Below are 26,876 nucleotides of genomic sequence, written 5' to 3'. Positions count from 1 at the left end.
ATATTCCCCCCTGTTGTAGCAGTAAAGCGGTTATTGAATTCTTAAGGATTTCATTTCAATTATCCTCTTGGTGGATAAGGGTCGTTTCCGTAACTGTTTCTTTCTCTAATTTGTCCTGTTCTGTTATGAATGAACAGTTCAGATTGCTGGTTTTTTGCAATATCTCTTGCAAATGAAATCGCTTCACGTTGAGTATCAAATACTTTTGTTGCTCTTGAATTTCCTGCACCTTTTACTTGAAATCCACCGCCAGAATGTGGGGTAACATGCTGATTTTTACCCATTTAAACATCACCTCATTATTTGTTATGGTGAGGGAGGCGAACGTAAGTCCTCTTTTATGAAAATGAATTTTGTTGTAATATAAACGTGGATATATAAATCAATGGCTCTTATTTGTTCTGCAAAACAAATAAGGGCTTTTTTATTTTAGCTTTCTCTTTAATTCTCGTTCGAGCTTCTGCACTTCTCTTTTTACTTGCTTATCTACTTCTCTATTTAAATCCCTAATGGCTCTATTAACTTGGGATGTATTGATTCGTACTCGTACCATATAGTCACCTCCTCATACGTGTAATCTAATGCTTATTTTTTGCCTCCTCACAATATTGAATTATAGCACTATATTCCAACTTAATCAATATATAGTATTTATTCAATAGTAAATAACACTATATATTGTGTTTTTGGTAGGTGTTTTTTTATTTGTCAAATGTGAAAAGTTTAGAATGTGTGAGAAAAAGTCTGATTATTTAAGTAAATGATAGATTTTTAACAAATTTCCCTTAATTTCTTCATTTGCCATAGTTGATTCATTACGGAACACATTCTTTGCCAAGCATTTTTCATATTCTATCATCTTTGTTTTTCCTTTGATTGAATTTCTTGTTGAACGTCTTCTCCTCCGATTATGCAGTTATATATTTGGGGCAACTGCTTATAATACAGTAGCTTTAATAAAACAGGTTTCTAAATTTGAAGCTATTAAAACAGGATGTTCTAATCTATCAATTCGGATTAGACAGATAAACCAGGTGTTATCGCAAATCATAAACGGTAAACAGCAAAACAACTTGTAAAATGGTTAAACATAAACGGTAAATAGCACGAGTGAAAATTGGACTCTCCATCCAGTTTTCCTCGTGTTTTTTGTTTCTAATAAGCAGGAAAAACGTACCGTTGGTACGTGAATCAGAGTTAATCAAACGTTTGATAAAAAGCCCAATAAAACAGGATTTAAGAGAGGAAAAGGAGAAAGAAAACAGGAAGAAAAGAGCGAAAAAAGGCAGGAGAAAAAGCAGGAATCCCCCATCCCTAACCTCCTAATTCCTGTGAACTGATTTACCATTTATGTTTTCCTAAAAACCCTGATTTCTGTCAAAAAATGGGGGAAAAGAGACAGAAAATATTTACCGTTTTTATTTGCCTACAGAAATTGGGAAATCGGAGAAAGGCAGGAATGGCAAGGGTTTGTGAGAATGGGGGAGTTACCGTTTATGTTTTGCGACTACATAGAAGGGCTGGGTTTCTGAAGAACAAATCTAAAGTGAGTCTGAACTTGATAAGGGAAAGAGGGGAAAGGGAGGAAACAGCAAAAGATTGGAATTTTGATGAAATTCTATAGTTCTGTGCTATGCTAATTATATATAAAATCTTAATTTGGAGAGGTCTTATGGGGGAGCAAATTATTTATGACATGACTACACTTCCAGATACAATTGGCTCAATTAGCAAATTATTGGGTGTGGATGAACGACAAATTACGAAATACTGTGCAAGTCATAAGGATGATTATGATGCAGAGGGTTTTTTAAGTTTGTTAGGATTAAGTGAACATTCTCTGTTGGATTTTGAGATTTATATAACTTCATTGCACGTAACTACGGATAAGGATAATTGTTCATCCTTAAAGAAGTATGGACTTTTAAATTTGCAACAAGCCATCATAAAGGATACGCCCTTAAGGGCTTATTTAAGGAATTACGGAGTTCGCATTGAAATTGAAAAGAAACAAATTCAATTTCAAGATAAGCTCTTTGATATAAGCAAAGATTATAATGGCATAAGTGAACCGATTGATTGGATTATCTACAAATTGTATAAGGACTTCCAACTAAATTCATTCTTTCATTCTGACAATGTGCTTAAATATGGCGGAGGGATTAGAAGGAGACCTGAGTTTCTATATAATTTGGCTGAACTTTTAAGAGTGCCAAATATAGAATATGACTGGATGAATGATATATCTTGTTATGTCATAAAATATAAGGCAACACTCTCACAATTCGCTGATTGGAATTTTGATATTGATAAGAATGAAATCAATTATTTGGATGAAAGTGAAATTAATATAAGGAAAATAAAATGGCTTATAAATCAATCATTAAGAAGAATAAACAATGACCTTTTTTACAATAGTATAGACGATTGTTATTCTTATTTGAAAAATGATGCTTATGTACGAGTTTCTGATATTTTGAGAATTTATACTGAAAATGAGTATTTGGAAGAATACCGAATCAACGAGTGAAAAGCATTTTTAAGAATAGACAATATTAAGTAGAGATAGACACTTTGCCTCGCAGTGGTAAGGTGTCTTTTTGTGTCAACATGCCGAACTATGTGCGACTCCTTTTCTATCAGTTATAAATCAAACTTTCCTATCTATAATATAAGGTTAATACAAACAAGGGTTCTATTAAGAAACCTATAAAAACAGGATGTTCTAATCTATCAATTCGGATTAGACAGATAAACCAGGAGGAATGAGTTTTTATGAGTAGTAGAGAAGTACGAGAGATGCCAAGAACATTTGCTCAACAATTAAAATATTATAGAGGTCTCAGAGGTTATACCTGTAAAGAATTGGGAATGATGGCGAAAATTGACCCAGGCTACGTAAATTCTTTAGAGCGTGGGAAGAAAAAAGCGCCTACCTATCCCATAATCAAAAATTTGGCAAAGGCACTAAAAGTAGATATTACTGATTTGATTGATATTGAACCAAGCGAGGGTGAGCTTCCTTTAAAAAGTATTCAAGAAGTTATGGTTAATCAAGAATATCTTATAAAAGGGAAACTTCCGACTATGGAAACAAGGGAGGATTTATTAGGATTAATAGAGGCATTACTTGATTGTGAATGGGAAGAACATAGTAAACATTTGGATTCTGTGGAGATTTTAAACAGAGTTGATACATTTTTAAGGTCTATAAAATAATCATCAAACAGGCGAGGAAAGAGAACTATGTATTTTTTACTGGTTCTCTTTTTCTATATTTTTTGGAGGTTAGAGAAAAATGTCTAAAAATTCAAGTGAGCGCGAATTCATATTTACACTTTCGCAATTTGAAAATCCTCAAATTTTAGAAAAGGAATTGAACTTGAAATTAGCAGGATTAGAATTAGAAACAAAATTTGCAGGGTTGAAAATTGATATGTATGGGATAGAACAGGATTTAGGAGTAGAGGTCTTTGTAGAGAATGTGTTGTTGAAATCGGATTATTCTCACCAATACCGACTTCTTAAGCTGATAGAGGCTATTGATAAAGGGATTATTATTTATCAAGCGGTAGGGTTTAAGGATAAATACGTAAAGCAGTTGAGAGATAAAATATTGAATTCGAGCAAAAAAGTCAACCTTTACTTTGTAACGATTAATCCTGAATTATTTAAGGGAATTGACTTATTGAATAGTGGAACACATAAGTTGAAAGTCTATGAAAACCTTCATATCCTCAATGAAGTCTCTAATCCCATCCAATTACAAAAGGAAATGAGCATTATTCGACCAATTAAGGGGAACAAGAAATATAGGGAAAAGATTGATTGGGATTTTACTAATAGAGAGGATGTAAACAACTATCTCTTACTGCAATTAAGAGAAAGGATTCCATATTTTTTATCATTCCAAAGGCAGAAATCCAATCTTGATAATATGAGGATTATCCCATGTGGATTCGGAAAATCTGGTGTGTCGCTTATGCTAACAGTAGAGGATATGCGTTATCGTGCGTTCGTAGAGTTAAGATTTAGAGAGTTTAGTCCACCAATCTATTACAAAATAAAGGAGAGAGAAGAGAAGGCAAAAGAATTAATTGGGGAGGAGCTAAAATTTTTGGATGATAAACACACCATAACTTACTCCTTTAAATCAAGAGGAAGGAGTGTAAGAGAAACAGTTGATAGGTTAGTAGATGTTGCTGAGAAATTTATCTTGGCATTCAGTAATGATGTTCTTTATGGTGAGGAGGAGAGACTTGATATGTGGGAAGAATTTGAATATAGTCTGTAAATAAGCAGGAACAAGGCATTGGGTTATCCAGTGCCTTTCTTAATAGGTTGTTTTCTAAAGATATAAAAAATGACCATCAGAATGGTGGTCGTATTGAATTAACGCACCCCATTAGTCAAATATTGATATTAACATCATCTGTACTATGTAATTTTCCTTTATTCGACTACTATAAGAAGTATTAAGTATATTCCATACCCAAGCCTGAAAAATTCTATCTATTTCTGCTTATTGCAGAAACGCACCCAATTGCAGAGGATTAAAAAGAATACAGTTCTATTATTTTTTCTAATTGTAATTTATTCGGATTACACATATCAACAAAATAGGGTAATTGCCATTCTTGAGTTTTCATCGCTTGTTTACTACTCGGACTATCCCAGGTAGGATAAACTCTTATTGCCATTTTTCCCTTTGTTGAAGTAGACCTAAGAATATTCTGTTTTAAAAGAACTTCTTTTGGAAAAATAAATTGACCAAACTCATTTTCATTTTTAAAGGTAGTTATAACTAATAAATCAGGGGCTTCCTCATATAAATAGGGTTGATTTTTATTATTTTCATCCTTTTCCCAAAATGCAACAAACTGACCTACTTTGGTGGGAGTTATATTCGCAACTCTGAATCGAACTGTTTTAGATGATAATTTAAATGTACCAGCACCATACTTAGAATTTTGTTTTTCTTCTTGAACCGACTCCACCGTTAAATCATTTGCCTCGTAAATCATTTTATTTACATAATTTAATGCTGTATAAAAATCATCCATTATTCCACCCTCCTCAAAGTTCAACAATTAATGGTCCATTTGTTAGGCAAATGCTTCCTAATTTACTCCCTATATTTTACCATAAATATAATTTATCCTTCTTATAATTGCCGATGGTTTTTTATAATTCCAATCAATTCTTCACCGAAAGCATTAATTTTCATTTCGCCAATTCCATGAATGGTTTTTAAATCGGTTAAGCTACACGGTTTTTTTAGAATCAATTCTTCCAATGTTTTATTGCTAAATATGTGAAATGCTTTTACGTTTTGTTCAGTCGCTTTGTTCATACGGAATTTTTTCAATAATTCTTCTAAATCGGTATTATTCGCTTGAGCTGATACTATCCGTTCATTGTTTTCATTTTGTGTACTAATTGTTTCCTCTAATAATTTCATTTCTACTAAGTCAGTTTCGTCATCAATCAATTCAAAATGAGTAGCCTTGATATAATCGCTCATTTCTTTCATACGGTTATCCATAAAGCGAACAGGCGATGACTTTTCGAGTTCTTGTTTTATATATGCCACTAAACCGTCTACACGTAATAATTTTTCCTTTACATGTTTACTTGCCTTTTTCGTATTGATAACCGTTCGATTATTGGTGAAAACAACAACACTTTTAATTGGTGTTCGTGTCACTGCTCCCATGTCCCTCATATATGACTCAAAAACTTCAACCTGTCTTTCTACTTGGCGAACTGGGCTGTAGAACCCTTCTTGAAATGCTAACCTGTTTCCTTTGTACACTTGTCGTATGAATTCGTCTTTTTCATTTACTAAAATGTTGCCATAGTAATTTTTCACTTCTATCAATAAAATGAATTTTCTTGTTAAAACAACAAAATCTATTTGAGCTTTTAAGTCATTGTGAACAATACGAACATCGTGCAGGATATGTATAGGCATAAAGGAATTTTGTAATTCAAAAAGAACGCTATTTTCACCTTTTAAACCGAGTTCTAATAGTTTTATTTTTTCGTGAAGGGATTTGCTTTGCTTTTCATCTACTGTGTTTGCGATTTCCTGTTTAGATTGTTCAATTAACTGATTGCTTTCTGTTGCTTCCTTCACAAGAATGGGTGTTTTTAACTTTTCGGTATCCGTTAGAGCTTTAGCAACTCTTTTAAAAAATCCAACTTGTTTATATTCCATATAATCTAAACCTCCGTTTCTATGCTAAAATCCGAGTGTACGCCAATTTCTTTTTGTATGCTTTTATAGCGTCTGATAAACTCCCTGCCAAATTCTCTCGTATTCAACTTAATGCGGTCTATCGGTTCATATTGAATTCCAAAAGAGAACTCTTCATTTAATCTTTTAAGCTCTTTATACATATTTTTAACAGGCACTTCATGTCCATCGAGAACCTGATAAATGACAAGTTTCGGCAGAGCGTTTCCGTCATTGTATTGATGAATTCGATACAATCCATTTACGGATTTGGCCTCAATTGTTTCAAGCAATTTGTTCATGCAATTACCTCCGAACGAATTCCATTTGTAGCCATATTATAACATGTGTTTTCTAAAACTTTCTTCAACTTATCAGTTCAATAGTGTTTGTTACAAAAATATATCTCAACATTTGCGTACAAGGTATGAAAGAAGTACGAAAGAATTCATAACAGTTCTTAATTAATCACACTTGTTTAGCAACAATTCAGAGCAATTACGTAAAAAGTGTGAAATGGTTCATAGCCTTTTCATACAGAACTACGATATCCAAACTCTTATGTATAAGTATTTTTATTTTAATAAAGTAAAAAGGCACAGGTATCTTCATCTGTGCCATTAAAAATGTCGTTTACTAAGTTTCTTGGTATGTGTAAATAAACTCCAATAAACTGTGTGCAATTAAATCTTGAATTTTCAAATGTGGGAACTGGTTCTCGCATAACTTGGAGAACTTGTCATAAATGTTTTCATTCAACTTCAAATTTTTGTTCACGTATTTTGCCTTAGTATTGTAGATTTCTTTATCTAAGACAAGCGTAGGTTTTTCGTTTACGGTAGATACTAAGCTCTTCAAGGTTTCTAAATTCTCTTTTATAAAGGTTAATTCCTCTTGGAAGCCAATGGTTGCTTTATCAGAAGGTTTCGCATTTCCTAATGATTCCTTGTCCCGAATAAACTTGAAATACTGATTCTCTCTCGCAATATAGACGAAATCTTGTTTCTGCATTTCTTTCGTGAACGAAGAATAGGCGAGACCTAAAGCCTCTGCAACCCCTTTTAAATCGCTGTTTACCAGCATTTTATTTATTTCCTCTGCACGTCTGTCTACATCCATCGTAAAAAATCTATCTTTATTCATGTGTACTTTGCTCCTCTCTATTGGTTTTTTAATATTATAGTAGAGTTGCTTTTTCTTTATAACTGCACTGTGTAGGAGCTACTTCGAGCAAGGTGTTGTAAGGTTGGAAGGAGCTAAAAGCAAAGGTGGCTCGTGATTATGGAATCAAAGTGGCTCAATATTGAATAATGTTTTGGTTCGGCAGGATTAGCGTTATAAGGTTGCTCCTGAATTACTATCATATACAAGTGAACATGAGAGAGGAGGGAGGTCTTATAGTAATAGAAATAGAGAACAAGAAGAAAGGCAGTGGTAGTAAGAATCCAGGGAAGGCATTTGAAAAAGACTTTTATGATTCTATCCCAGAAAATGTATTTGCTTACAGAATGAAAGACGATAGTTTAGGATTCGCTAATGTGAAAAACCCCTGCGATTTTATCCTATACAAGATTCCGAATCTCTATCTATTAGAGCTGAAAAGCCATAAAGGTAAATCTATTCCTTTCGGAGCTTTACAGCTAAATCAGGTAGAATCCCTTTATCAATACAGCACGATTGATGGTGTAAAAGCAGGATTTGTATTCAATTTTAGAGATGTAAATGAAACGTATTTTGTGAATGCGTAAGCAGTTTATCAGTTTTATCATGACGGAGAACGCAAGAGTTTTTCATTAGTTTGGACAAGGAAAAACGGGATTCTTATTCCGCAGGAGTTAAAACGGACTCGATATAAATATGATTTGAGTAATCTAATAAATTATTAAATTAAATCAAATAGCAAGAAACGGAGGAATGTAAGTGGGAAAAATAATTGAAATTGAAAGAAATTATGAAGGTGAGTTTCACCATATTTTATGGACTATCCTTAAAGGAGAAGTAGACGAAAAGCCAGAATTTATGGGCTGGTATAGAAAAGAAAGAGTCATCAAGCTAAATGAGGAATTGTATAGGCTAACAGAATTTAAATGCTACCAAACCCAAGTATGGCTTACACTAAAGCCATTTACAGGCGATTTAAGCAAAGTAAAAGAGAAGTATGAGGGTGAAGTTGATTATGTAAATGAATACGAAATAGGATAAACGAGAAGCCCCTACAGAGGAGCTTCTATTGTTTTTTTATTACCCTTTCAACTGTATTAATTGAGCCTTTGACCATGTTTTTATATCGGCTTGTGTAAAGTTCCAATACCTTCAAAATAATATCTTCCTCCTTTGCTACATAATCACTATAAGATTTTAGCTGTACAATCTCACCTATTTCCTGTTCTAACGCTTCTGTAAGAATTATCTCCACCTTTTTCATGGTCTGCATCCTTTCCCAGTGTAAAATGATTACTCCTGTTCTGTTGAACTATTAGATTATAGATTTGGAAAAGGTGTGTTATTGACCTAAAACGTTTATTAGTGAGCCTTCTCATAGTGGGAAAAATTTACCCCAGCCTTTTGATATAGGAATAATGGCAAAACAATCATCAACAAAAATAAAATCTATAATGATTGTCTCCTTCCCCTTAAATACAATGATATTCTTTCTTTGACCATCTTCTCATTTAATTCATCTTTGTAGTCAAAATAAACTATTCCAAGTTTATAGTAATCGCATAAATTTACTTTTTCTTTATCCCTTGCTTTAGTATTTTCAAATGCTTCCTCTCCTCCCATAAAAGCAATAGGTTTGAAGTGCTGTTCTCCTTGATATTCAATTACGAGATTCAATTCTTCAATAAGAATATCAGCTTTTAAATGGTCAAGTGGGTATTGATGAATAACTGTATAATTTGGATATAGTTTTCTTATGATTTCAAGAAGTTTAACTTCCGTTGTCCATTTCTTACCTATTGCAAAGTAGCCTATACGAATTCGTATGACATCTTCGCAATATCTTAGGAAATCTGTTATAGATTGGTCATCGAGCCTTTTATCATCAAATGAATGTGTAATAAGATATGGAACTATGTCAGTGGGTAAAAGGTCTGGTGCATAAATTCTCCCTCGTGAACCAATCCCAAGCCCAAAGGCTAAACCATTTATATAATGGCCATAGATAGAGTGGAACTTTGTTCCGTTTAACGTTTTTCCAAATCCGTATTTTGGGCTTACTTTATTGCAAACGTGGCATAAATTATCTTTGAATTGGAGTGTATTTATAAACGCCTCTCCCAAATCGAAACGCAATGATTTAGGAATATCTCCAAACTGATTAAATTCTTCGTTCAAAAGGTATATTTCTAATCCTTTTTGTTGGCATTTGCAATAACATACAGGTGAGTCTTCATTTTCTTGAAAGCCAAAAAATGACCCAAATCTTGAAGGATAATGAACAATAGGATATGGCAACTCTTCTTCATAAGTAACGTATCCATCTGATTCTAAAGTGGGAACAGATTCCTTCGGTACAATCCTTGAACGCATGTTATTCACTCCTACTTTTCAATTCTATTACTAATAAAATGAATTCCAGCCTTTTCATATCTGTAAAACGGATTTGTCCCATTCCAATCATCAGCCATTTTGATAGATGGCAATTTGTCGTCTTCCTCTTTTGTAACAGTGCAAACAAAGTAATATTTAATCAAAAGGTCATAGATAAATTCCTCTGTTAATTGTCCAGCTAATGTAATTTCCGAAATTTGTTTTATGTAAAGATTTTTCGGTATCATATGTTCATAAATCAGGTTCTTTGTAACAATACCTGTTTCAATGGCTTTCATAGCGTTAGGGGTAATGTAATCGGACATGCTGTGTTTTCCTCTAAAAAGCCCTTTTTGTCTAAAATAGCTTTCCGTTAGAAAATAAAGGTCATCACCAATTCCTTTTGAACTAAGATGATATTTCCGTAAAAAGTTATCGGGAATTTCCCTTTTTAAAATCAGCACCTCAAACAAGTTCTTGCTTAAATGTCGTATATATTCTTCTCTGTTAAAGGCAGAGGAGGAAGTCCCTTTATTTAGAACAGGAACACTGATTTCAGTTTCAAACGCTGGAACAGTAGTTTCGGTTTTAGATGATGAATCTTCTCTCTTTTGATAAACTCCACTTTTCATAACCCAATTACCACTCCGTTTAATTGCATACCATATTGCTTTATTTATGGCTGTATGGATATACGTATCGAATTCTTTATGATGAAAGGTAGATTGTTTGAATTTTTCTACTAAATTAGCATTTGTAAAAACAGTTCCACCAGCCACACTATTTTCAAATTGTAATAAGAATTTCAATGTCTCTTCGTTAAGTGAATATTTTCCCATTTATCTTCAATCCAGTCTTTTTATGTTAAATATACCATCTGTCATATAATGCTGTATATTTGCATGGTTTTCATCGCCTTTAGTCAAAATAACTCAGCAGTCCTTGCTTTGATTTGGTAAAATAAAGGTATTAATAGGTCGGTTGTCAATAGGTAAGGGGGAGGAAAAGTGAAAAAGAAGTTAAGTGAACGTGATATTTGTACAAAATATATTACTCCTGCCATTCAACAAGCAGGATGGGATTTACATAAACAAATTCGAGAAGAAGTAACTTTCACAGCAGGGAGAATCATTGTTAAGGGAAAAGTACATTCCCGAAAGAAATCTAAAAGAGCTGACTACATCCTTTATTATAAACCAAATATACCAATAGCCATTATTGAAGCTAAAGATTTAGAACATTCAGTTGGAGATGGGATGCAACAGGCCTTAGAATACGCAGAAATGCTCGATATTCCCTTTGTATTTAGCTCTAATGGTCAAGCCTTCTTACAGCATGACCGCACTGGACAATCGGAAAAAATAGAGCAAGAGATACAGTTAGAAAGGTTTCCAACACCAGAAGAGCTTTGGAGCAGATATAAGAATTGGAAAGGGATTGTTACAGAGGAGCAAGAAAAAGTTGTAACACAGGATTATTTTACAGATACCAGTGGGAAAACGCCAAGATATTATCAACGTATTGCGGTCAATCGAGCAGTGGAAGCTATTGCACAGGGGAAAGACCGTATCCTACTTGTGTTAGCAACAGGAACAGGGAAAACGATGATTGCTTTTCAACTAATTTGGCGTTTATGGAAGTCAAAAACCAAGAAGCGTATTCTTTTCCTTGCAGACCGAAACATATTAGTAGACCAAACCATGAGCAATGATTTTAAGCATTTTGGCGATAAAATGACTAAGATAAAGAACCGAACAGTGGATAAATCATATGAAATCTTCCTTGCTTTATATCAAGGGGTATCGGGAGCGGAAGATTGGAAAAATATTTACAAAGAATTTTCTAAAGACTTCTTCGACCTAATAATTATTGACGAGTGTCACCGTGGGAGTGCAAAGGAGGATTCCGCATGGCGAGAAATCCTTGAGTATTTTTCTTCTGCTACACAAGTTGGTTTAACTGCAACACCTAAAGAAACAAAAGATGTTAGCAACATTGATTATTTTGGTGAACCACTGTACACATATAGCTTAAAACAAGGAATTAGCGATGGTTTTCTTGCTCCGTATCGAGTGATTCGTTACATCTTAGATAAAGATACTGGATGGAGACCAACAAAAGGGCAAACAGATAAATTTGGAGAAGTCATTGAAGACCGTATCTATAATGTGAAAGATTTTGACCGTAACTTGATTTTGGAACAGAGAACAATTGCTGTTGCCAAAAAAGTAACAGAGTATTTGAAACGAACAGACCGTTATCAAAAAACGATTATTTTCTGTACTAATATTAATCACGCTGAACGGATGCGACAGGCGATAGCCAATGAAAACAGTGATTTAGTAGCCAAAAATCATAAATATGTTATGAGAATCACTGGTGACAATGACGAAGGGAAGGCAGAACTTGATAACTTTATTCATCCTGGAAGTACCTATCCAGTCATTGCGGTGACTTCAAAGCTAATGACAACTGGAGTTGATGCTCAAACTTGTAAGCTGATTGTTTTAGATTCTAACATAAACTCTATGACAGAATTTAAGCAGATTATCGGGCGAGGTACTCGTGTGAATGAAGAACATAATAAATATTCCTTTACTATTATGGACTTCCGAAATGTAACAAATCTCTTTGCAGACCCAGATTTTGATGGAGACCCTGTTCAAATCTATGAGCCGAAAGAAGGAGAGCCACCAACCCCACCAGATGAAGAGGGAGATAACGAGGATTTCCCACCTGAAACAGATGGTGGTTCAGGTTATAACGGAGACACTGATACGGAACAATCGAAAACAAAGACATATTATGTTCACAATATAAAGGTGCAAGTCATCAATGAACGTGTGCAATATTACGCAGAAGATGGTCAATTGATAACTGAATCACTAAAGGATTATACAAAGAACACAGTAAAAAAGGAGTATTCTTCTTTGGATGTATTTTTGCAAAAGTGGAATTCTGCCGAAAGAAAAGATGCTATTATAGAAGAGTTGATAGAGCAAGGGATACTGTTGGATGAACTGCAAGATGAAGTGGGGAGAGAGTATGACCCCTTCGATTTAATCTGTCACATAGCGTTTGATAGAAAGCCTTTAACACGCAAAGAACGAGCGATGAATGTAAAGAAACAGGACTACTTCGCCAAGTACGGTGATAAAGCCAGAGCGGTTCTGGAAGCATTGTTGGACAAGTACGCTGACGAAGGAATCGAAAACATAGAGAGTATGGAAGTGCTGAAACTTACTCCATTCGATGAATTTGGCTCTGTGTTGGAAATTATGAAGAGCTTTGGCGGTAAGAAACAGTATTTAATAGCTTTACAGGAGCTTCAACAGCAACTTTATACAACAGCATAGAGGAAGCAGAGGGGGAACAAAATGTCGATTGCAAATATAATCAAATCCATTCAGGATATTATGCGACAAGATGTTGGGGTAGATGGTGATGCCCAACGTATTGCCCAAATTGTGTGGATGATTTTTCTTAAGATATTTGATGATAAAGAAATAGAATTAGAAATTATGGAAGATGATTATCAGTCCCCACTTCCAGAAGCCTACCGTTGGAGAAATTGGGCTTCTGATGATGAAGGAATGACAGGTGATGATTTATTAAACTTCGTAAATAACGAGCTTTTTCCTGCTTTAAAAGACCTTCCAGATGTTGAGGAAAACACAAGAGGCTTTATTGTAAAAGAAGTGTTTACCGATAGTTATAACTATATGAAATCGGGTACGCTAATGCGTCAAGTTATTAATAAGATAAATGAAATGGACTTCAATAGCTCAGATGACCGTCACTTGTTTAATGATTTCTATGAAACATTCTTAAAAGACTTACAAAGTGCAGGAAACAGTGGCGAGTATTATACACCGAGAGCAGTCACCCAATTCATGGTTGATATGATAAATCCGCAGTTAGGTGAAACCGTATTAGACCCTGCCTGTGGAACAGGGGGATTTTTAACCAGCACATTAGAGAACCTGAAAAAACAAGCGAAAACAGTGGAAGACCGAAAAGGAATTCAAGAATCGGTTTTAGGAATTGAAAAGAAGCCATTGCCACACTTGTTAGCAGTAACCAATTTGATTTTACATGACGTAGAAGTACCTAAAATTCATAGGGATAATTCATTGGCAAGACCACTAAGAGATTACAGTTCAAAGGATAAGGTTTCTGCAGTATTATCCAATCCACCTTTTGGTGGGGTGGAAGAGGATGGTATTCAAGCAAATTTTCCATTAAGCTATCGTACAAAAGAGACAGCCGATTTATTTATGGTACTCATTTTAGAAAGATTAAAAGAAAATGGTCGTGCGGCCGTTGTTCTTCCCGATGGATTTCTCTTCGGTGAAGGGGTTAAAACACGTATCAAAGAAAAGCTGTTGGAGGAGTGTAATCTTCATACGATTGTAAGATTGCCAAACGGTGTATTTGCTCCATATACAGGTATTAAAACAAATTTGTTGTTTTTCAAAAAGGGAGAACCAACGAAGGAAGTTTGGTATTTTGAACATCCATATCCAGATGGTCAAAAATCTTATTCCAAAACTAAACCCATCCGAATTGAAGAATTTGATTTAGAAAAACAGTGGTGGGAGAACCGAGAAGAAAATGAGTATGCTTGGAAGGTTTCTTTTGAAGAAATTAAATTCAAAGGTTATAACCTTGATATAAAAAACCCAAACAAAGTTGAAGAAAGTACCCACCTTACTGTTCCAGAAATCCTATCGAAGATTCAGGAAAAGAATCAAAAGATTTATCACCTTACAGAAGAATTGAACAGGATATTGGGGTAATAAAGATGAATAGTATCAAGTTTATAAGACTTGGAAAAGTAATTGAAAGAAATATGGAACAAATCTCAATTGATGATAATCAAACATATAAACAGGTAAAAGTTCGACTTTGGGGTAAAGGTGTTCAATTAAGAAATGAAGTCAAAGGGCATGAAATCATGTCTGCTAAACGATATATTGTAAAGCCAAACCAATTTATTATTTCTAAAATAGATGCAAGAAATGGAGCTTCTGGTTTAATTCCTGATGAATTAAATGGAGCTGTAATAACAGGAGACTTTCTATCGTTTAATTGTAAAGTAGACCTTATACTTCCAGAATATTTGTTTTGGTTAAGTAAAACAAATTGGTTCATTGAACAATGTGTTAAAGCAAGTTCTGGAACAACCAATCGGGTACGATTAAATGAAAAGAAGTTTTTAGAGATTGAAATACCACTTCCTGATATTCAACAGCAAAAAGTAGTTATTAATAAAATAAATAATGTTGTTGGAATTATAAGTAAAATAGATTCGGAACTTAATGAGCAAAGTGAATTGGTTGCTGAATTAAGAAGAGCTATTTTGCATCAAGCAGTACAAGGTCAAGTGGTTGAACAGGAACAGAATGATACACCAGCATTAGAATTATTAAAAGAAATAGAAGTAGAAAAAAAAGAACTTCTAAAAAACAAGCTAATGAAGAAACCCAAATCACTTCCTAAAGTTACATGTGATGAAATCCCCTTTAAAATCCCTGAGAATTGGGAATGGGTAAGGTTAGGGGAATTAGTTAGTAAGTTAGGTGCAGGGAAAACACCACTTGGAGGAGACAAAAATTATGTATCGTCTGGTGTAAAGTTTATTCGTTCCCAAAATGTTTGGAATGAAGGATTGAATACAGATGATATTGCCTTTATCTCTGAAGAAATGAATACGAGTATGGCTGGAAGTATAGTTGAGTCTAATGATATATTACTTAACATTACTGGTGGCTCAATTGGTAGAAGTTGCTTGATTTCAAGTGATTTTGATATTGGAAATGTCAATCAACATGTTGCAATTATCAGGTTGATTGACCCGAAAATAAGACAATATATTCATAAATGTATTATCTCACCATTGTTTCAACAGGAAATAATGAATGTACAAGTAGGTGTTTCGAGAGAGGGGTTAAGCATGACAAAGTTAGCAAAATTTTTAATCCCTTTACCGCCAATAGAAGAGCAAGAACGTATAATTAACAAAGTGGAAGAACTTATGAATGTAATACAGTTATTGGAACAGGAAGTAATGAGTTCAAGAAATGATAATACTTTATTATTTCAAAAGGTTATTCAACAAACATTTCAACTGGATTTGTTAAAAGAAGATATTATGGTATAGACAACGAAAGAGCCTAATAATGGCTCTTTTATTGTTTTGTGGATGAATCAATTTTTATAAAAACTGCTATAAAAATCCAACTTATTGTTGTTCTACAGTATATAACCTATTCAATCCAGTTCCTAACTTTCCAGCTTACTCAATATTTTCAATGGCACTTTCGACTAATAACCTTACTTGTATTCCTTTGCCATCTTAAATACTGTTTGGAAAGCAAATCTATTTAGTATAAAATTGTAGGAACAAATGTTTTGTTTCTTTTATAAGCATTAAGCCATTGCAAGAAAATATAGTGTAAAATATTAACATAGTCAATAAATAAATAGGGGGAAAGATAATGTGGGCCGATGACGCTTCAAAAATAGATATGTTGGCTTATGAACCTTATGCTAACCTAATTTGCGAAATTGCTACCAGTGAACGAATGAATCCTTTAACAATTGGATTATTTGGCAACTGGGGAAGTGGAAAATCGACTTTGCTTCATCTGATTGAACAGAATACCATGAATCAAACAGAAAAAAGAATTGCAGTTGTTACAGTAAATGCTTGGATGTTTGAGGGGTATGATGATGCAAAGACAGCATTAATGGAGGCAATTCTACAAAGTCTCCAAGAAAATCAAACATTTTTTAAGGAATCAACTGATAAGATTAAAAACTTAATTAAACGGGTTGATTGGATAAGGGTAGGTAGTACAGCCTTAAAAAAAGGCATTCCTTTATCTTTGAGTTTATTAGCAGGAAATCCTTTGCCAATGCTTCTCGGAGGTTTTAATTCTGAAAATTTTGATTCAGAAGAAGAGATTGGACAGCATTTGGACAAGGCATCTCAAATGAAAAAAGACTACATCAACGCTCCGCAACAAGAAAATATCATTGAAAATGTACGAAAATTCAGAGAGGATTTCGTAAACATAATTCGTACATCTAAGATAGATAATTTAATCATAATGATAGATGATTTAGATAGATGTAATCCTGACAGAATAATCGAAACACTTGAAGCTATTAAACTGTTTCTTGCTGTCGAAAAGACTACTTTTGTTATTGCTATGGATGAGAACATTATCACCTATTCAATCAAGAGAAAATATCCTCAATTGGATGATGTAGATATAGATGTATCGACTGATTACATTGAAAAAATAGTTCAGCTTCCTATCAGAATAGCTGAGTTAGCTGAGACCGATATAAAAAATTATATGCTTCTTTTGATAAGCGAAATGTATTTAAGTGAAGATGTATTAAACCAATTAATTAATAAGCTAAGAGATAAGGGTATTTTTGTTAAAGGGGAAATTATAAGCGGGAAAGAGATAGTAGAAATAATCAATGGTGTAACAAGTACGAATGGAAACAAGTATAAACAGGGCTACAGCCAATCGGATTTTGAAGAACAAATTCAAATATTCAATAGTATTGGAAGTGTAATTGCGGCCACTCTTAAAGGGAATCCAAGACAAACCAAACGATTTTTAAATACATTCTATATGAGAAAACGTCTTGCTGAGATACAAAGAATAGAACTGAATTTATCAGTTTTAGCAAAGTTGATGGTTCTTGAATACACCGATAGGGATTTATTTAGAGAATTGTATCAGTGGCAGTTTGAAAATGATGGAATTCCAAAGCCGTTATCAGATATTGAAAATCAAGTATTAAACGAAGGATTAAATGATGAGGAAAAGCCTAAAACAAGTCAAGAACAGAAAAATGGTGCTTGGTTTGGAGACAAAATAAAAAGATGGATTGGTGTTGAACCAACTAATTTATCTGAAGTTGATTTGTCGCAATATTTCTATTTAGCTCGTGATTCCGTTTCAGATAAAAAACTATTCTCTATAAACTTAAATCAGGAAGAAAGAAAAATAATAAATCAAATATGTAATCTAACTGTCTCTGAAATTATTAGAAAGAAAAAGATAGAAGAACTAAAAGTGATGGATGAGGTTACTCGAAGCGAAATTATAAAAGGAATTATTAGTAAATATAATCAGGACAAGAATCATTTATGGGTGTTGATTGAACTCTATAAGATGTTCCAGCAGTATCAGCCAAAAATACTTGAAGAGTTAAAAAAGTATAAGAGAGGCTCAATCACTCCAAATGAAATATTGTTATTTAAGCAAATGGATAAAGAAACATTCGATAAACTTAAAGATTATTATATTAACGAAAAAAACTCGTCTAAAAAGCTATGGGAGATAGGGTGATAAAGGAATGGGAACATCTAAAGGATATTTACCGCCAACAGGATATTTATGGCCAGAAGCTAAAAGAGATGTAACGGGTATGGTGAAAAATGGATTTACCCCATCTTCAATAGGTAAAGCAGTTTCAAGTTTTTCAAAGGCAATGGGTGATGGAGGAAAATCTTATTCAGGTTCAGTTGCTAAAATAGGAACAAAGGCAGTTAATTTTATTGAAGCTGTTAAGAGTTATGGATTTTTCGAGGCTTTAGAGAAGGTTGGGCTATCGCATTTGCGAGGTCAATCTTCAGAAGGCCTTCGTTCAGGTCTCTTAGAATATTTTAATGATAGCGGAAGTGATTTTTACGGTAGCGTTGCTCAGCAAAGTATGAGTGAGCTTATGCGTGAACTATTAAAAAGTGCTGAAGATGAAGATGATTATAATAATATAATTGGTTCGATTAATACTGGTGAATTCATTAGGGAATTCATTATAAAATTTATCCAAAACTGTTTCTTTGCTAATTTTGCGGAGAAAATACTTACAATGTTTGACAAATTGGATAAATATGATATTGCAGAAAAAAGTGTAAAGACGTATATTCGTACATCCTTAGAGTCTGAGTTTACAATAGTGGACATTCAAAAAGTTGACTGGAATGGACAGCAAGGCAATCAAATTATTACAGAGAAATGTAACAAGGCATTTGAAATATTATCTGTTTGGAGTGAGACACTTGTTTAACATATGGATTAACAAGCAAGATGATGATTTAGCAAATAGCGGAAACCAAACTGAAAATCTTTTAGTGTTTAATCTTTTCGATAAGAACAACAAATCAAATGTTAAGACTGATGCAGAACAACTATGGAGAAGATTTGGATGTCAATCTCTATCGGATATTAGTGAGGACTTGTTGGTAATAGCCATTAGTGTTTTTTGTGCAGATAAAAGAATACCTCGAAAAAAATCAACTGATAATTGGACAAGACGTATTAAACTCCACTTGCCTGTTCTTGAAGTAGAAAAATGGACTGTAGTAAAAAATGAACTGGAAAAAACTCTTAGATTTTTAAGTGGCGATAACTGGACATTTGAATTCAGACAATCAACAAGCAAGTTTAGGTCTAATAAGAAAAATACAAAGTATAAACTTATCGACAAACAAAAATATGATTCAGTAAGTCTATTTTCTGGTGGTTTGGACTCATTCTGCGGAGCTTTAACCTTATCTGAAAAACAAAAAAACACATGTTTTGTAGGGTTCAGGGAATACAATCTTTTGACAAGCAGACAGCACGAACTTTTTAATGAGATTGATAAGGCATATCCTGCGATAAACAAAGAGCTAATTTTATTTAATGCGAATCCCTTAGCTCCGATTCAATGGAATGGAGAAAAGGGTAGATTGGGTGCTGAGAGTTCAAGTAGAAGCAGGTCATTTTTATTTTTAGCTGGAGCAGTTGCGATTGCATCGATAATAGGAGAAGGAACGCCCGTGTTTATTCCAGAGAACGGATTTATTGGCATTAATGTTCCTTTAACTGATAGCAGAAGTGGAAGTTGTAGTACGAGAACGACCCACCCTATCTTTTTGAAAACACTGAATCAAATCCTGCAATTGGTCGGGTTAAATCATACAATCAAGAATTTTTATTGGGATAAATCTAAAGGAGAAATTGTAGCAGAGCATACTGAGAAACTTGTTTTTCAAAATAATGCACATAGAACTCTTTCATGTTCCCACCCTTGTTTATCAAGATACGATAGAAAATACGATAAAAGTATTGAGATTCCTTGTAATTGTGGATATTGTTACCCTTGTCTTATTAGAAGAGCCTCATTCTTAGCAATCGGTAAGGATAACACTGTTTATAATTCGGTATATAAATTAAATAGCAAGTTTTTAACCCAATATAGCAAATTGCAAGGCAGGGCAAGTGATTTAAAGGCGGTGCTTTTTAGCTTAAGGAGATATTTCAAACATAAAGATGATAAGGAATACATTAGAACGCTTTTGGTTCGGCAAGGTCCATTATCTATGGATGAAATTACTTCCTACGAGCGGTTGTATCATAAATCTATGAATGAATTATTAGAAATGTTGAAGTTTGAAGATGCACAAAGTGGAGGCGGTTTAATAGAATATTTGGGGCTAAAGGATTTAATAGAAGATGCCCAGCTTAGTTGATTTTCATATTCATATAGATTATTACAAAAATTATAGAGAAATGTATGATTACTTTAATCATAACAAAACGTATGCTCTTTTTGTTACGAATTTACCTGAAATATTTGAGAAGTGTAAGAGGGAATTTCCTGATAATAAGTATGTGAAGATAGGTTTGGGTTACAACCCACAATTAGCAAAGACGCATCAATTCAACATGAGGCTGTTTGATAAATGGCTTCCTCATACTAAATATATTGGTGAGGTTGGTTTAGATTATTCTAAAGAATTTATAGCAACTAAAACAGAACAACAAAGAGCATTTCAATACATTTGTAAAAGAGCAGGAGAGACAAACAAGATAATGTCGATACATTCCAGAATGGCTGAGAAAGACGCCTTAGAAATTTTAATAGATAATAGGGTTAAGTTTGCAGTATTTCACTGGTATTCTGGCAGTAAAACCCTTTTAGAAGAAATCATTAGAAATGGGTATTACTTATCCGTAAACTATTCAATGCTTACCTCAATAAAGGGTCTAAACATCATAAAAGCTGTACCTTTGGATAAGTTGCTTATTGAAACTGATGCTCCTTTTGGAAAATCTGATATAAAAGGAAAATCATATAACTTACCTGTAATCTACGAGGAGTTTGAAGAAAAGCTCCAGATAAAAAACTTTAGCTCTATTGTATTAAGTAATTTAAAAAGACTGTTAATTGAGCAAAAACAGTATGGATTAAGAAATGATTTCAAATAAGGATATTTGAAAGTGGTGAACAGTAATGGATGATTCATTTAAGCATTTACGAAAATGGCAAAAGATGATGAATCAAATAAATAGGAATCAAGAAATGATAAATCGTATGACCAGAGCCAGTGAGTTAGCCAATAAAATGGCGAATAGTAGTGTTGTTGCAAGTTATATGGAACATGCAAGTGCGTTTGAAAAAGCAAATACAATGTCAAGTGCACTAATGAATAGTGATGCATTTGCTATTTATAAGCAGTCCAATATCTTAGAATTGATGAACAGTGGTGTGGTTGCTCATTTAATAAATTATCCTATGCACACAATGGCTAATATTCCACGTCATGACTTTTCTCAAATGGCAAGTGCTGTAGCAGGTTTGAGCAACCAAGGTTTAGCTTTCTCAAGTGCTTCCCAATTTGCTCCCTTTTTTAATCAAATATCTTCTGCAATCAACAGTTCCTTTGTGGAAAATCTAAGTGAATATATTCATGATACAGAGGATGATGTAGAAGAAATAGAGGAACTACATGAAGAAGATATTCAAGTGAAAATTAAGCGGCCACACTTTTTCGATATGGCTCTTAAAATCAATATTATTGTAAATGTTACAGATGCCGAAGCTCAAAGTGGAAATTTAAATGAAGAAGAAGTAAGCACTTGGAAAAAGGTTCTATTACCAGTTCTGACGGTTCTTGGTCAACTATTTCTTGCTTGGGCAATGAGTGATACCCCTTTGCGTGAAACAAATATTTACAAAAGCGTTGAGACTATCGTTCATTATGTAGAAACACTTGATATAAATTTTGATGACGTTGAACAGCCTAATTCGGAAGTTCAATAATCAACAGTGATAGGATTGGGGCTTTAGTTGTCTATTTCAATTTTGAAAAGAGACAGATGAAGCCCTAAGCCCCTCCCTGAACCAGTTTATTCTCCTTCAATGGATTGAGCATAATGACCCCACCCTTTTTCGTTTCCCATTCAATAAAATCAACTATTATCTCTTTATCTCCCTCTGAATAAAAAACGTCTTCTTCGATTTCCACCACTTTAGTCACCTTATTCTTCCTGGCATGATAGGAAGCCATCATTTCCAATTCAATTTTCATTCCAGCTTTCAATCCCTTGCTTTTACGAGCATTAGCTACCTCTCCTTCCTTGAATTTTATCTAACCCTTTCACCACATTTATTATAGCAAGTTTTTTTCCTTGATACTGCCTTTTCCTGGTTTGATAGCGTCTAACTCAGAGTGAGAGCTAATCAAAAGTGGTTTGAAATGAAACTTTATTTGCGGAAATGAGGGGAGAAAAGCAAGAAATGAAAGTGAGGTTGTTTTTCGACTTTTAAACATATCAATCCCTTGTAGCTGTAAGGAAAAACAGACTTCATAACTTTCGGAATACATAAACCTATATAGTCCAAAAAAATATCTGCAATTTTTTATTGAACATTGCACAAATGGGTCAATTAGAAATGTCAAAGGACTATTCTAAAAACCCCGATTTATTTTGAAGAATCTAAGGTGTAATTGTAAAAAAAGATAACTTTTATCAACAGCCAAGCTGTAAAGGAAAGAACTAAATCTATCATTCTTATGAAAACAGAGATGGAAAAAATCATCATCTAACGAAACCTCAAATCCTTTTTGGGGGAACACATCATCTATTAAAATTGTCGTCACTACAATGTAAAGGATAACTTTTACATTTGAATCGCCAGTATGCGATTAAGTTATTATATCTAAGTTCTATAGAAACTAAAAACAGTTTAGAAGAACATCTATCTACCTTTAAACAAAATATATTATTACGTGAAGACCAGTTGTAACCGAAAATCCCCAAATACCAAAAATTTCAATTTGAGGTTAAACATCTCTTTTTAAAGTAATGAAATAGCTGTCGTTTTGTGAAATATTAGGTAAAACAGGGTAGAGCAGATAATCTATATAATGCCTCTTGTTTATTTGATTTAATAAAATCAAATTTAATCAAGGAGGCAAAGTGAATGAATAAATCAACTTATGATTTTGAACAACTAAGACAACAAATTACCAATAAGGAATTATGGAGAAGGGACCAATTCATAGTTTATCCGTTTGAAGCTGGTAGTGGAAAGTCAAGAGAGTCGCAAAGGTTTTTAGGTGAAATGACCAAGCAAAATGATTACCGAGCTTTATATGTACAACGATTTGTAAAAGACAATCAACTTGAGGCAACAGTTGCTCGTATCAACGAATTTGCTGGAAAGGAAGTTGCTGTTGGGATTACTGGCGAAGATAACAAGTCTAAAAGGAAATTAAAAAAGGTTATGGAAGCACAAATACTTGTCTGCAGTCATTCAATGTATAAACAATTTTGTCGGGGATTGCACCCAGAATTAATTGACAATCGGCAAATTTTAGTTATTGATGAACGAATGGATTTAGTAGAGAGAATAAGCATTTCCATTGAAGATATCGGCAACCTTTGGGGAAGTTTTGACCTGTATAAACAAGGCAAATTGATGGAAGAATTAGCGGGAATTTTAAAAGAAAAGTTTTATCATTATTCACCATTAATTGGCTCTGTGAGTAAGCAGGAAATGTTTTCGATTGGTTTTAAGGTTGATTGCTTCTTAAAATATCAAACCGCACTCAATGAACTGATTGGCGTGGTTACAGACAAGAATCATAAGATGTTACTGTTAAAGGTGAAGAATCTTATAAAAAATGGTGGACTGTTTTTTGAAAATCAGTTTCACACGTTCGAGGCAATAAGCTACCTAATGCTGGAAAATAACGTTGTGTTAGATGCGAACGGAAACTTCGATGAAACTTATTCAATATTTAAAGAGCTATTCTCCATCCAAAACCAGCCCTCAATATTTGATTATTCCCAAACAAACTTCCATCATTTTGAAGTCAAAACAGGGAAAGGGAACTTAGACAAATACATAAGTTTTTTCCAGGAATCCCTTGAAAGAGTTGAATTTAGCAATGGCAGTCAGATTTTATTCGTAACCGAAAAAGATAGTGTGGACAGAGTTAAGGATGCCTTGTTGCTGAAATTCGCTCAAATGGGTGATAGTTTGGAAGAAATAGAGGAGTTTCTTAATGTAAAAATAGAGGTGGAGTATTTTGGCAATATTATAGGCCGCAATGATTTCAGGGGTTTTGATAAGGTAGTAATACTTAAAACCCCGAATTATTCATATATTGACTATTCAATGCAGTTTGTATATTTGCAAAAGTTAAGTGGAAAAGCAGTCGGGGATATTCGAGTATTTGAACATGAAGAAGTGGAAGCGATTAGAAAATCGGTAGTAGCTGGGGAGATTTATCAAGCGATTAAAAGGATTAATAGAGATTTATCAAAACGTGCCGACATTTATCTTTTTTGCAGTAATAAAGAAGCGGTAGATATTGTATTAAATCAATTGCAAAATGTGCAATACGTAAGCCAAAAATTGACCGTAGAAAGCAAACAGAAGAAATCTGATAGAAAGCCGAAGGAACAATCCACATTTGATAAGAAGGTATTGTTAGTTCAGGAAGCTCTTGTGGCTAATGCAAAGATAGCATGTAGCATCAGGAAGAAGGAGCTTAGAGAACAAGTAGGTATTCTGGATAAACACTTATTTGCAAAAATATTAAAAACGCTGGATTCCTTTTTACAAGCAAATCATATCGAAAACCAAGGTCAAAAGCTCATTTTTAAATAATAACCAATTACTGGATGTCTTTACAGGCATCCTTTTTCTGTTAACTCATAAATAGTTATATTGCACATTCGTTTGCTGAAGAGCCAGGGGGAATATCATTAGCATCCATTAAACTATAGGTATCTTTATGCAATGAACAGATGGTAGGGAAAATTGTTTATAGATATTCCAGTCACATCTGTGATTATAGTACACCTTATTAATGCAAACACTGGATGGTATAAAATAAAACCCCAACTTTTACATAAAGCCAAATGGATAAAGAAAAACAACAACTTTAAAAAGTCAGAAGTGCTATTATCCATTTGCTTTGTATCATACAGTTCCTTTGCATAAGCATATGGTATTGATGTTATACCAAAATCTATTGAATGTTTTGGCTATAGTTGTTTGTTATTGGTTGTTTTATTTGTACTATGGCATTTTGAATAGATGGCTTCGGTTCTTTTGGTAACAAAAGAGCTATTTTAGCTAACCTATTATTCATTGACAAGATGAAAATGCTAATGTTGGATATCCGTCTATTGTGCAAATGAAATAATACATTATATTGATTGTTTTGTTTAGTTCTAAGATATTCTGGATTGTTAATGTATCAGCTTTGATGTAGTACCTTTTTGAAAATAGTCTTTTGACATTTTAATAGATAAGCGAAGGCTTTTATGTAAAAGTTCATTGTTTTTATTAAAGACCTTAGATTTTTTGAAAGAATAGGATTATTTTTGTGCTATTGGCACATTGTATTGTAATGGCAATGAATATTTCATCTTCACCTTTATGTAGGAATATCAATTATGTGGAATATCTCAAAAGTTGTTTTTTAGTTAATCTCCTTTATACAAGAAGACAGCATACACAACTTTTTTCGTTAGAGCATTTGGACATAATTCAATCCAAGTTCTTCATCATACGAATGTGCAAAACAACATTCCACTACTTTAATCAAATAAAGGACTTGAGATACAATTTATTCCAGTAAAATAGCGTTTGAACCATATTTTTATAGGAACGGTGTTTTTGAAAATGGAGAACAATAGTAGAACCTCATAGAACCATTTTTGCCCCTAAAAAAACTTGTAAATTGATAAACTGGTATTACATAAGAGGTAATTGATAGAAAGGAGAAGACGATATAGTGACCACCGAACAAATTAAAATAGCCATCGACCAACTGGAAAGAACGCTGTTTCTCCATTCATTACAACCACTGGCGATTGAAGAGCTGGAGCAAATGCAGGAAAAAGTAAACGAGTTAAAAGAATCCTTATTAGAAACGTGCTTTTTAGATATTAGCGTTGCTGAACTGGAAGAAATGCGATTTAAGTTAGCGGAAATTAGATACAGCATAATTATCGCAACAAAGGAGTATTTGCATTTAAACACAGTAGACGATATTAGAAGCCTCGAAAACTTATATAGAACTGCTTAATAGAAAAGAAGGAGGAGAGAAAAAGTGAAAAAGGATATGAACGGACAGGACATTTTCGCAAGGGACTTCAAACAATTAGATGTTTGGAACAAGGCAGTGTCATTAACGGAAAAAATCTACTCGCTGACAAAGAGTTTTCCGCAACACGAACAATACGGTCTAAGGTCGCAAATCGAGAGGTCATCGGTGTCGATTTCAAGTAATCTCGCTGAGGGACAAGGTTATGCAGGTCTCTTTCCTAATCAGATGTTGCACTTCTACGCAATTGCGAACGGTTCTGCATACGAGGTAAGAGCACAAATTGAGCTAATTTATCGGGTCGGTTATGTGAGTTTAGAAATCTACCATCAGTTGGAAAAGGAAATTTGCGAGATTATAAAGATGCTTATTGCTTTAATTAAAAAGGTCAAGAGAGAAATTGCTTAATATAAAGTTGTTAAAATTTTGTCCTCATACGTTAATTCAATGAGCCTTCCTCTAAAGAGTTCCACCAGCATATAAATTGGTAAGACAATAGTCGATAAGAAAGTTATTGACATATAATAAATATGAGTGTAAATTAGGAACATAGGCAACGCCAAATGTTTTGTTGCCTAAAGAAGATTTTTTGAAACTAACTTATACATTTTTATTAATGTATTATTATCTGATGACGGTAAGAGGCCGTATTTATTTCTTGTAATTTCATATAGGTTT

26 protein-coding genes are annotated in these 26,876 nt (G+C 33.7%); 16 read left to right on the top strand and 10 right to left on the bottom strand.

The window, feature by feature from the left end:
• Positions 1-59: 59 nt before the first annotated feature.
• A complete protein-coding gene (locus AB3351_RS20915) occupies positions 60-284 on the bottom strand; it encodes a DUF2188 domain-containing protein (RefSeq protein WP_062686429.1) in 225 nt (74 codons plus the stop codon).
• Positions 285-424: 140 nt separating this feature from the next.
• Complete coding sequence (locus tag AB3351_RS20910; RefSeq protein ID WP_258954103.1) at positions 425-553, bottom strand: hypothetical protein; 129 nt, start codon at positions 551-553, stop codon at positions 425-427.
• A gap of 1,119 nt (positions 554-1,672) precedes the next feature.
• Here AB3351_RS20910 and AB3351_RS20905 point away from each other — a divergent pair.
• The 3 genes from AB3351_RS20905 (at position 1,673) to AB3351_RS20895 (ending at position 4,294) form a co-directional block, all read left to right on the top strand.
• A complete protein-coding gene (locus AB3351_RS20905; protein ID WP_062686428.1) occupies positions 1,673-2,530 on the top strand; it encodes a hypothetical protein in 858 nt (285 codons plus the stop codon).
• 245 nt (positions 2,531-2,775) lie between these two features.
• Positions 2,776-3,219, top strand: coding sequence for a helix-turn-helix domain-containing protein (locus AB3351_RS20900; RefSeq protein WP_062686427.1), 444 nt, complete (start codon positions 2,776-2,778; stop codon positions 3,217-3,219).
• 79 nt (positions 3,220-3,298) lie between these two features.
• Positions 3,299-4,294, top strand: coding sequence for a hypothetical protein (locus AB3351_RS20895; RefSeq protein ID WP_062686426.1), 996 nt, complete (start codon positions 3,299-3,301; stop codon positions 4,292-4,294).
• A 259-nt stretch (positions 4,295-4,553) separates the two neighbouring features.
• Here the strand turns inward: AB3351_RS20895 and AB3351_RS20890 are convergent, their stop codons facing one another.
• The 4 genes from AB3351_RS20890 to AB3351_RS20875 form a co-directional block, all read right to left on the bottom strand.
• Positions 4,554-5,063: a MepB family protein gene (locus AB3351_RS20890; RefSeq protein ID WP_062686425.1), complete on the bottom strand. Its 510-nt coding sequence runs from the start codon at positions 5,061-5,063 to the stop codon at positions 4,554-4,556.
• Positions 5,064-5,164: 101 nt separating this feature from the next.
• A complete protein-coding gene (locus AB3351_RS20885; RefSeq protein WP_062686424.1) occupies positions 5,165-6,220 on the bottom strand; it encodes an NERD domain-containing protein in 1,056 nt (351 codons plus the stop codon).
• A gap of 5 nt (positions 6,221-6,225) precedes the next feature.
• Positions 6,226-6,540: a hypothetical protein gene (locus AB3351_RS20880; RefSeq protein ID WP_062686423.1), complete on the bottom strand. Its 315-nt coding sequence runs from the start codon at positions 6,538-6,540 to the stop codon at positions 6,226-6,228.
• A gap of 334 nt (positions 6,541-6,874) precedes the next feature.
• The gene (locus AB3351_RS20875) at positions 6,875-7,381 is read right to left on the bottom strand and encodes a hypothetical protein (RefSeq protein ID WP_062686422.1); all 507 of its coding nucleotides are present in this window, start codon (positions 7,379-7,381) and stop codon (positions 6,875-6,877) included.
• A gap of 233 nt (positions 7,382-7,614) precedes the next feature.
• Between AB3351_RS20875 and AB3351_RS20870 the strand changes: the two genes are divergently transcribed.
• Together AB3351_RS20870 and AB3351_RS20865 are read left to right on the top strand one after the other, a co-directional pair.
• Entirely contained in the window at positions 7,615-7,986 is a 372-nt protein-coding gene (locus AB3351_RS20870) for a hypothetical protein (protein WP_156413437.1), read from the top strand.
• Positions 7,987-8,158: 172 nt separating this feature from the next.
• Entirely contained in the window at positions 8,159-8,440 is a 282-nt protein-coding gene (locus AB3351_RS20865) for a hypothetical protein (protein ID WP_062686420.1), read from the top strand.
• A gap of 25 nt (positions 8,441-8,465) precedes the next feature.
• On the opposite strand, the gene AB3351_RS20860 is transcribed toward AB3351_RS20865, so the two are convergent.
• The 3 genes from AB3351_RS20860 to AB3351_RS20850 form a co-directional block, all read right to left on the bottom strand.
• The gene (locus tag AB3351_RS20860; RefSeq protein WP_062686419.1) at positions 8,466-8,663 is read right to left on the bottom strand and encodes a hypothetical protein; all 198 of its coding nucleotides are present in this window, start codon (positions 8,661-8,663) and stop codon (positions 8,466-8,468) included.
• A gap of 185 nt (positions 8,664-8,848) precedes the next feature.
• Positions 8,849-9,772, bottom strand: a complete 924-nt coding sequence (locus AB3351_RS20855) for a hypothetical protein (RefSeq protein ID WP_062686418.1) — start codon at positions 9,770-9,772, stop codon at positions 8,849-8,851.
• An 11-nt stretch (positions 9,773-9,783) separates the two neighbouring features.
• Positions 9,784-10,611 carry a hypothetical protein gene (locus AB3351_RS20850; RefSeq protein ID WP_175384185.1) on the bottom strand — a complete coding sequence of 276 codons (828 nt, stop codon included), beginning with the start codon at positions 10,609-10,611 and terminating at the stop codon, positions 9,784-9,786.
• A 168-nt stretch (positions 10,612-10,779) separates the two neighbouring features.
• On the opposite strand from AB3351_RS20850, the gene hsdR reads away from it, so the two are divergent.
• The 8 genes from hsdR to AB3351_RS20810 all read left to right on the top strand — a co-directional run bounded on the left by hsdR (position 10,780) and on the right by AB3351_RS20810 (position 21,892).
• Complete coding sequence (gene hsdR / locus AB3351_RS20845; protein WP_062686417.1) at positions 10,780-13,128, top strand: EcoAI/FtnUII family type I restriction enzme subunit R; 2,349 nt, start codon at positions 10,780-10,782, stop codon at positions 13,126-13,128.
• 21 nt (positions 13,129-13,149) lie between these two features.
• Entirely contained in the window at positions 13,150-14,571 is a 1,422-nt protein-coding gene (locus tag AB3351_RS20840) for a type I restriction-modification system subunit M (RefSeq protein WP_169187615.1), read from the top strand.
• 5 nt (positions 14,572-14,576) lie between these two features.
• Positions 14,577-15,935 (top strand): restriction endonuclease subunit S, encoded by a 1,359-nt coding sequence (locus tag AB3351_RS20835; protein WP_062686415.1) that lies wholly within the window; start codon positions 14,577-14,579, stop codon positions 15,933-15,935.
• A gap of 337 nt (positions 15,936-16,272) precedes the next feature.
• The gene (locus tag AB3351_RS20830) at positions 16,273-18,150 is read left to right on the top strand and encodes a KAP family P-loop NTPase fold protein (protein ID WP_062686414.1); all 1,878 of its coding nucleotides are present in this window, start codon (positions 16,273-16,275) and stop codon (positions 18,148-18,150) included.
• 7 nt (positions 18,151-18,157) lie between these two features.
• Positions 18,158-18,871 (top strand): hypothetical protein, encoded by a 714-nt coding sequence (locus AB3351_RS20825; RefSeq protein ID WP_062686413.1) that lies wholly within the window; start codon positions 18,158-18,160, stop codon positions 18,869-18,871.
• The gene (gene qatC, locus AB3351_RS20820) at positions 18,864-20,318 is read left to right on the top strand and encodes a Qat anti-phage system QueC-like protein QatC (protein WP_062686412.1); all 1,455 of its coding nucleotides are present in this window, start codon (positions 18,864-18,866) and stop codon (positions 20,316-20,318) included. Before AB3351_RS20825 ends, qatC begins: the two co-directional genes overlap by 8 nt.
• A complete protein-coding gene (locus tag AB3351_RS20815; RefSeq protein WP_062686411.1) occupies positions 20,302-21,057 on the top strand; it encodes a TatD family hydrolase in 756 nt (251 codons plus the stop codon). Before qatC ends, AB3351_RS20815 begins: the two co-directional genes overlap by 17 nt.
• 25 nt (positions 21,058-21,082) lie before the next feature.
• Positions 21,083-21,892, top strand: coding sequence for a hypothetical protein (locus AB3351_RS20810; protein WP_062686410.1), 810 nt, complete (start codon positions 21,083-21,085; stop codon positions 21,890-21,892).
• 64 nt (positions 21,893-21,956) lie between these two features.
• Here AB3351_RS20810 and AB3351_RS20805 read toward each other — a convergent pair whose 3' ends face one another.
• Positions 21,957-22,160, bottom strand: coding sequence for a hypothetical protein (locus tag AB3351_RS20805; protein WP_139109148.1), 204 nt, complete (start codon positions 22,158-22,160; stop codon positions 21,957-21,959).
• Positions 22,161-23,056: 896 nt separating this feature from the next.
• On the opposite strand from AB3351_RS20805, the gene AB3351_RS20800 reads away from it, so the two are divergent.
• From AB3351_RS20800 to AB3351_RS20790, 3 genes are all read left to right on the top strand, one after another.
• Positions 23,057-24,751: a DEAD/DEAH box helicase family protein gene (locus AB3351_RS20800; RefSeq protein WP_062686408.1), complete on the top strand. Its 1,695-nt coding sequence runs from the start codon at positions 23,057-23,059 to the stop codon at positions 24,749-24,751.
• 1,135 nt (positions 24,752-25,886) lie between these two features.
• A complete protein-coding gene (locus tag AB3351_RS20795) occupies positions 25,887-26,180 on the top strand; it encodes a hypothetical protein (RefSeq protein ID WP_062686407.1) in 294 nt (97 codons plus the stop codon).
• A 24-nt stretch (positions 26,181-26,204) separates the two neighbouring features.
• Positions 26,205-26,606: a four helix bundle protein gene (locus tag AB3351_RS20790; RefSeq protein WP_062686406.1), complete on the top strand. Its 402-nt coding sequence runs from the start codon at positions 26,205-26,207 to the stop codon at positions 26,604-26,606.
• Positions 26,607-26,876 lie beyond the last annotated feature (270 nt).

Source organism: Aneurinibacillus sp. REN35 (genome assembly GCF_041379945.2).
Lineage (GTDB): Bacteria > Bacillota > Bacilli > Aneurinibacillales > Aneurinibacillaceae > Aneurinibacillus.
Note: the sequence above shows the minus strand (reverse complement) of the source record. Positions and strands in the feature narration are given on the sequence as shown.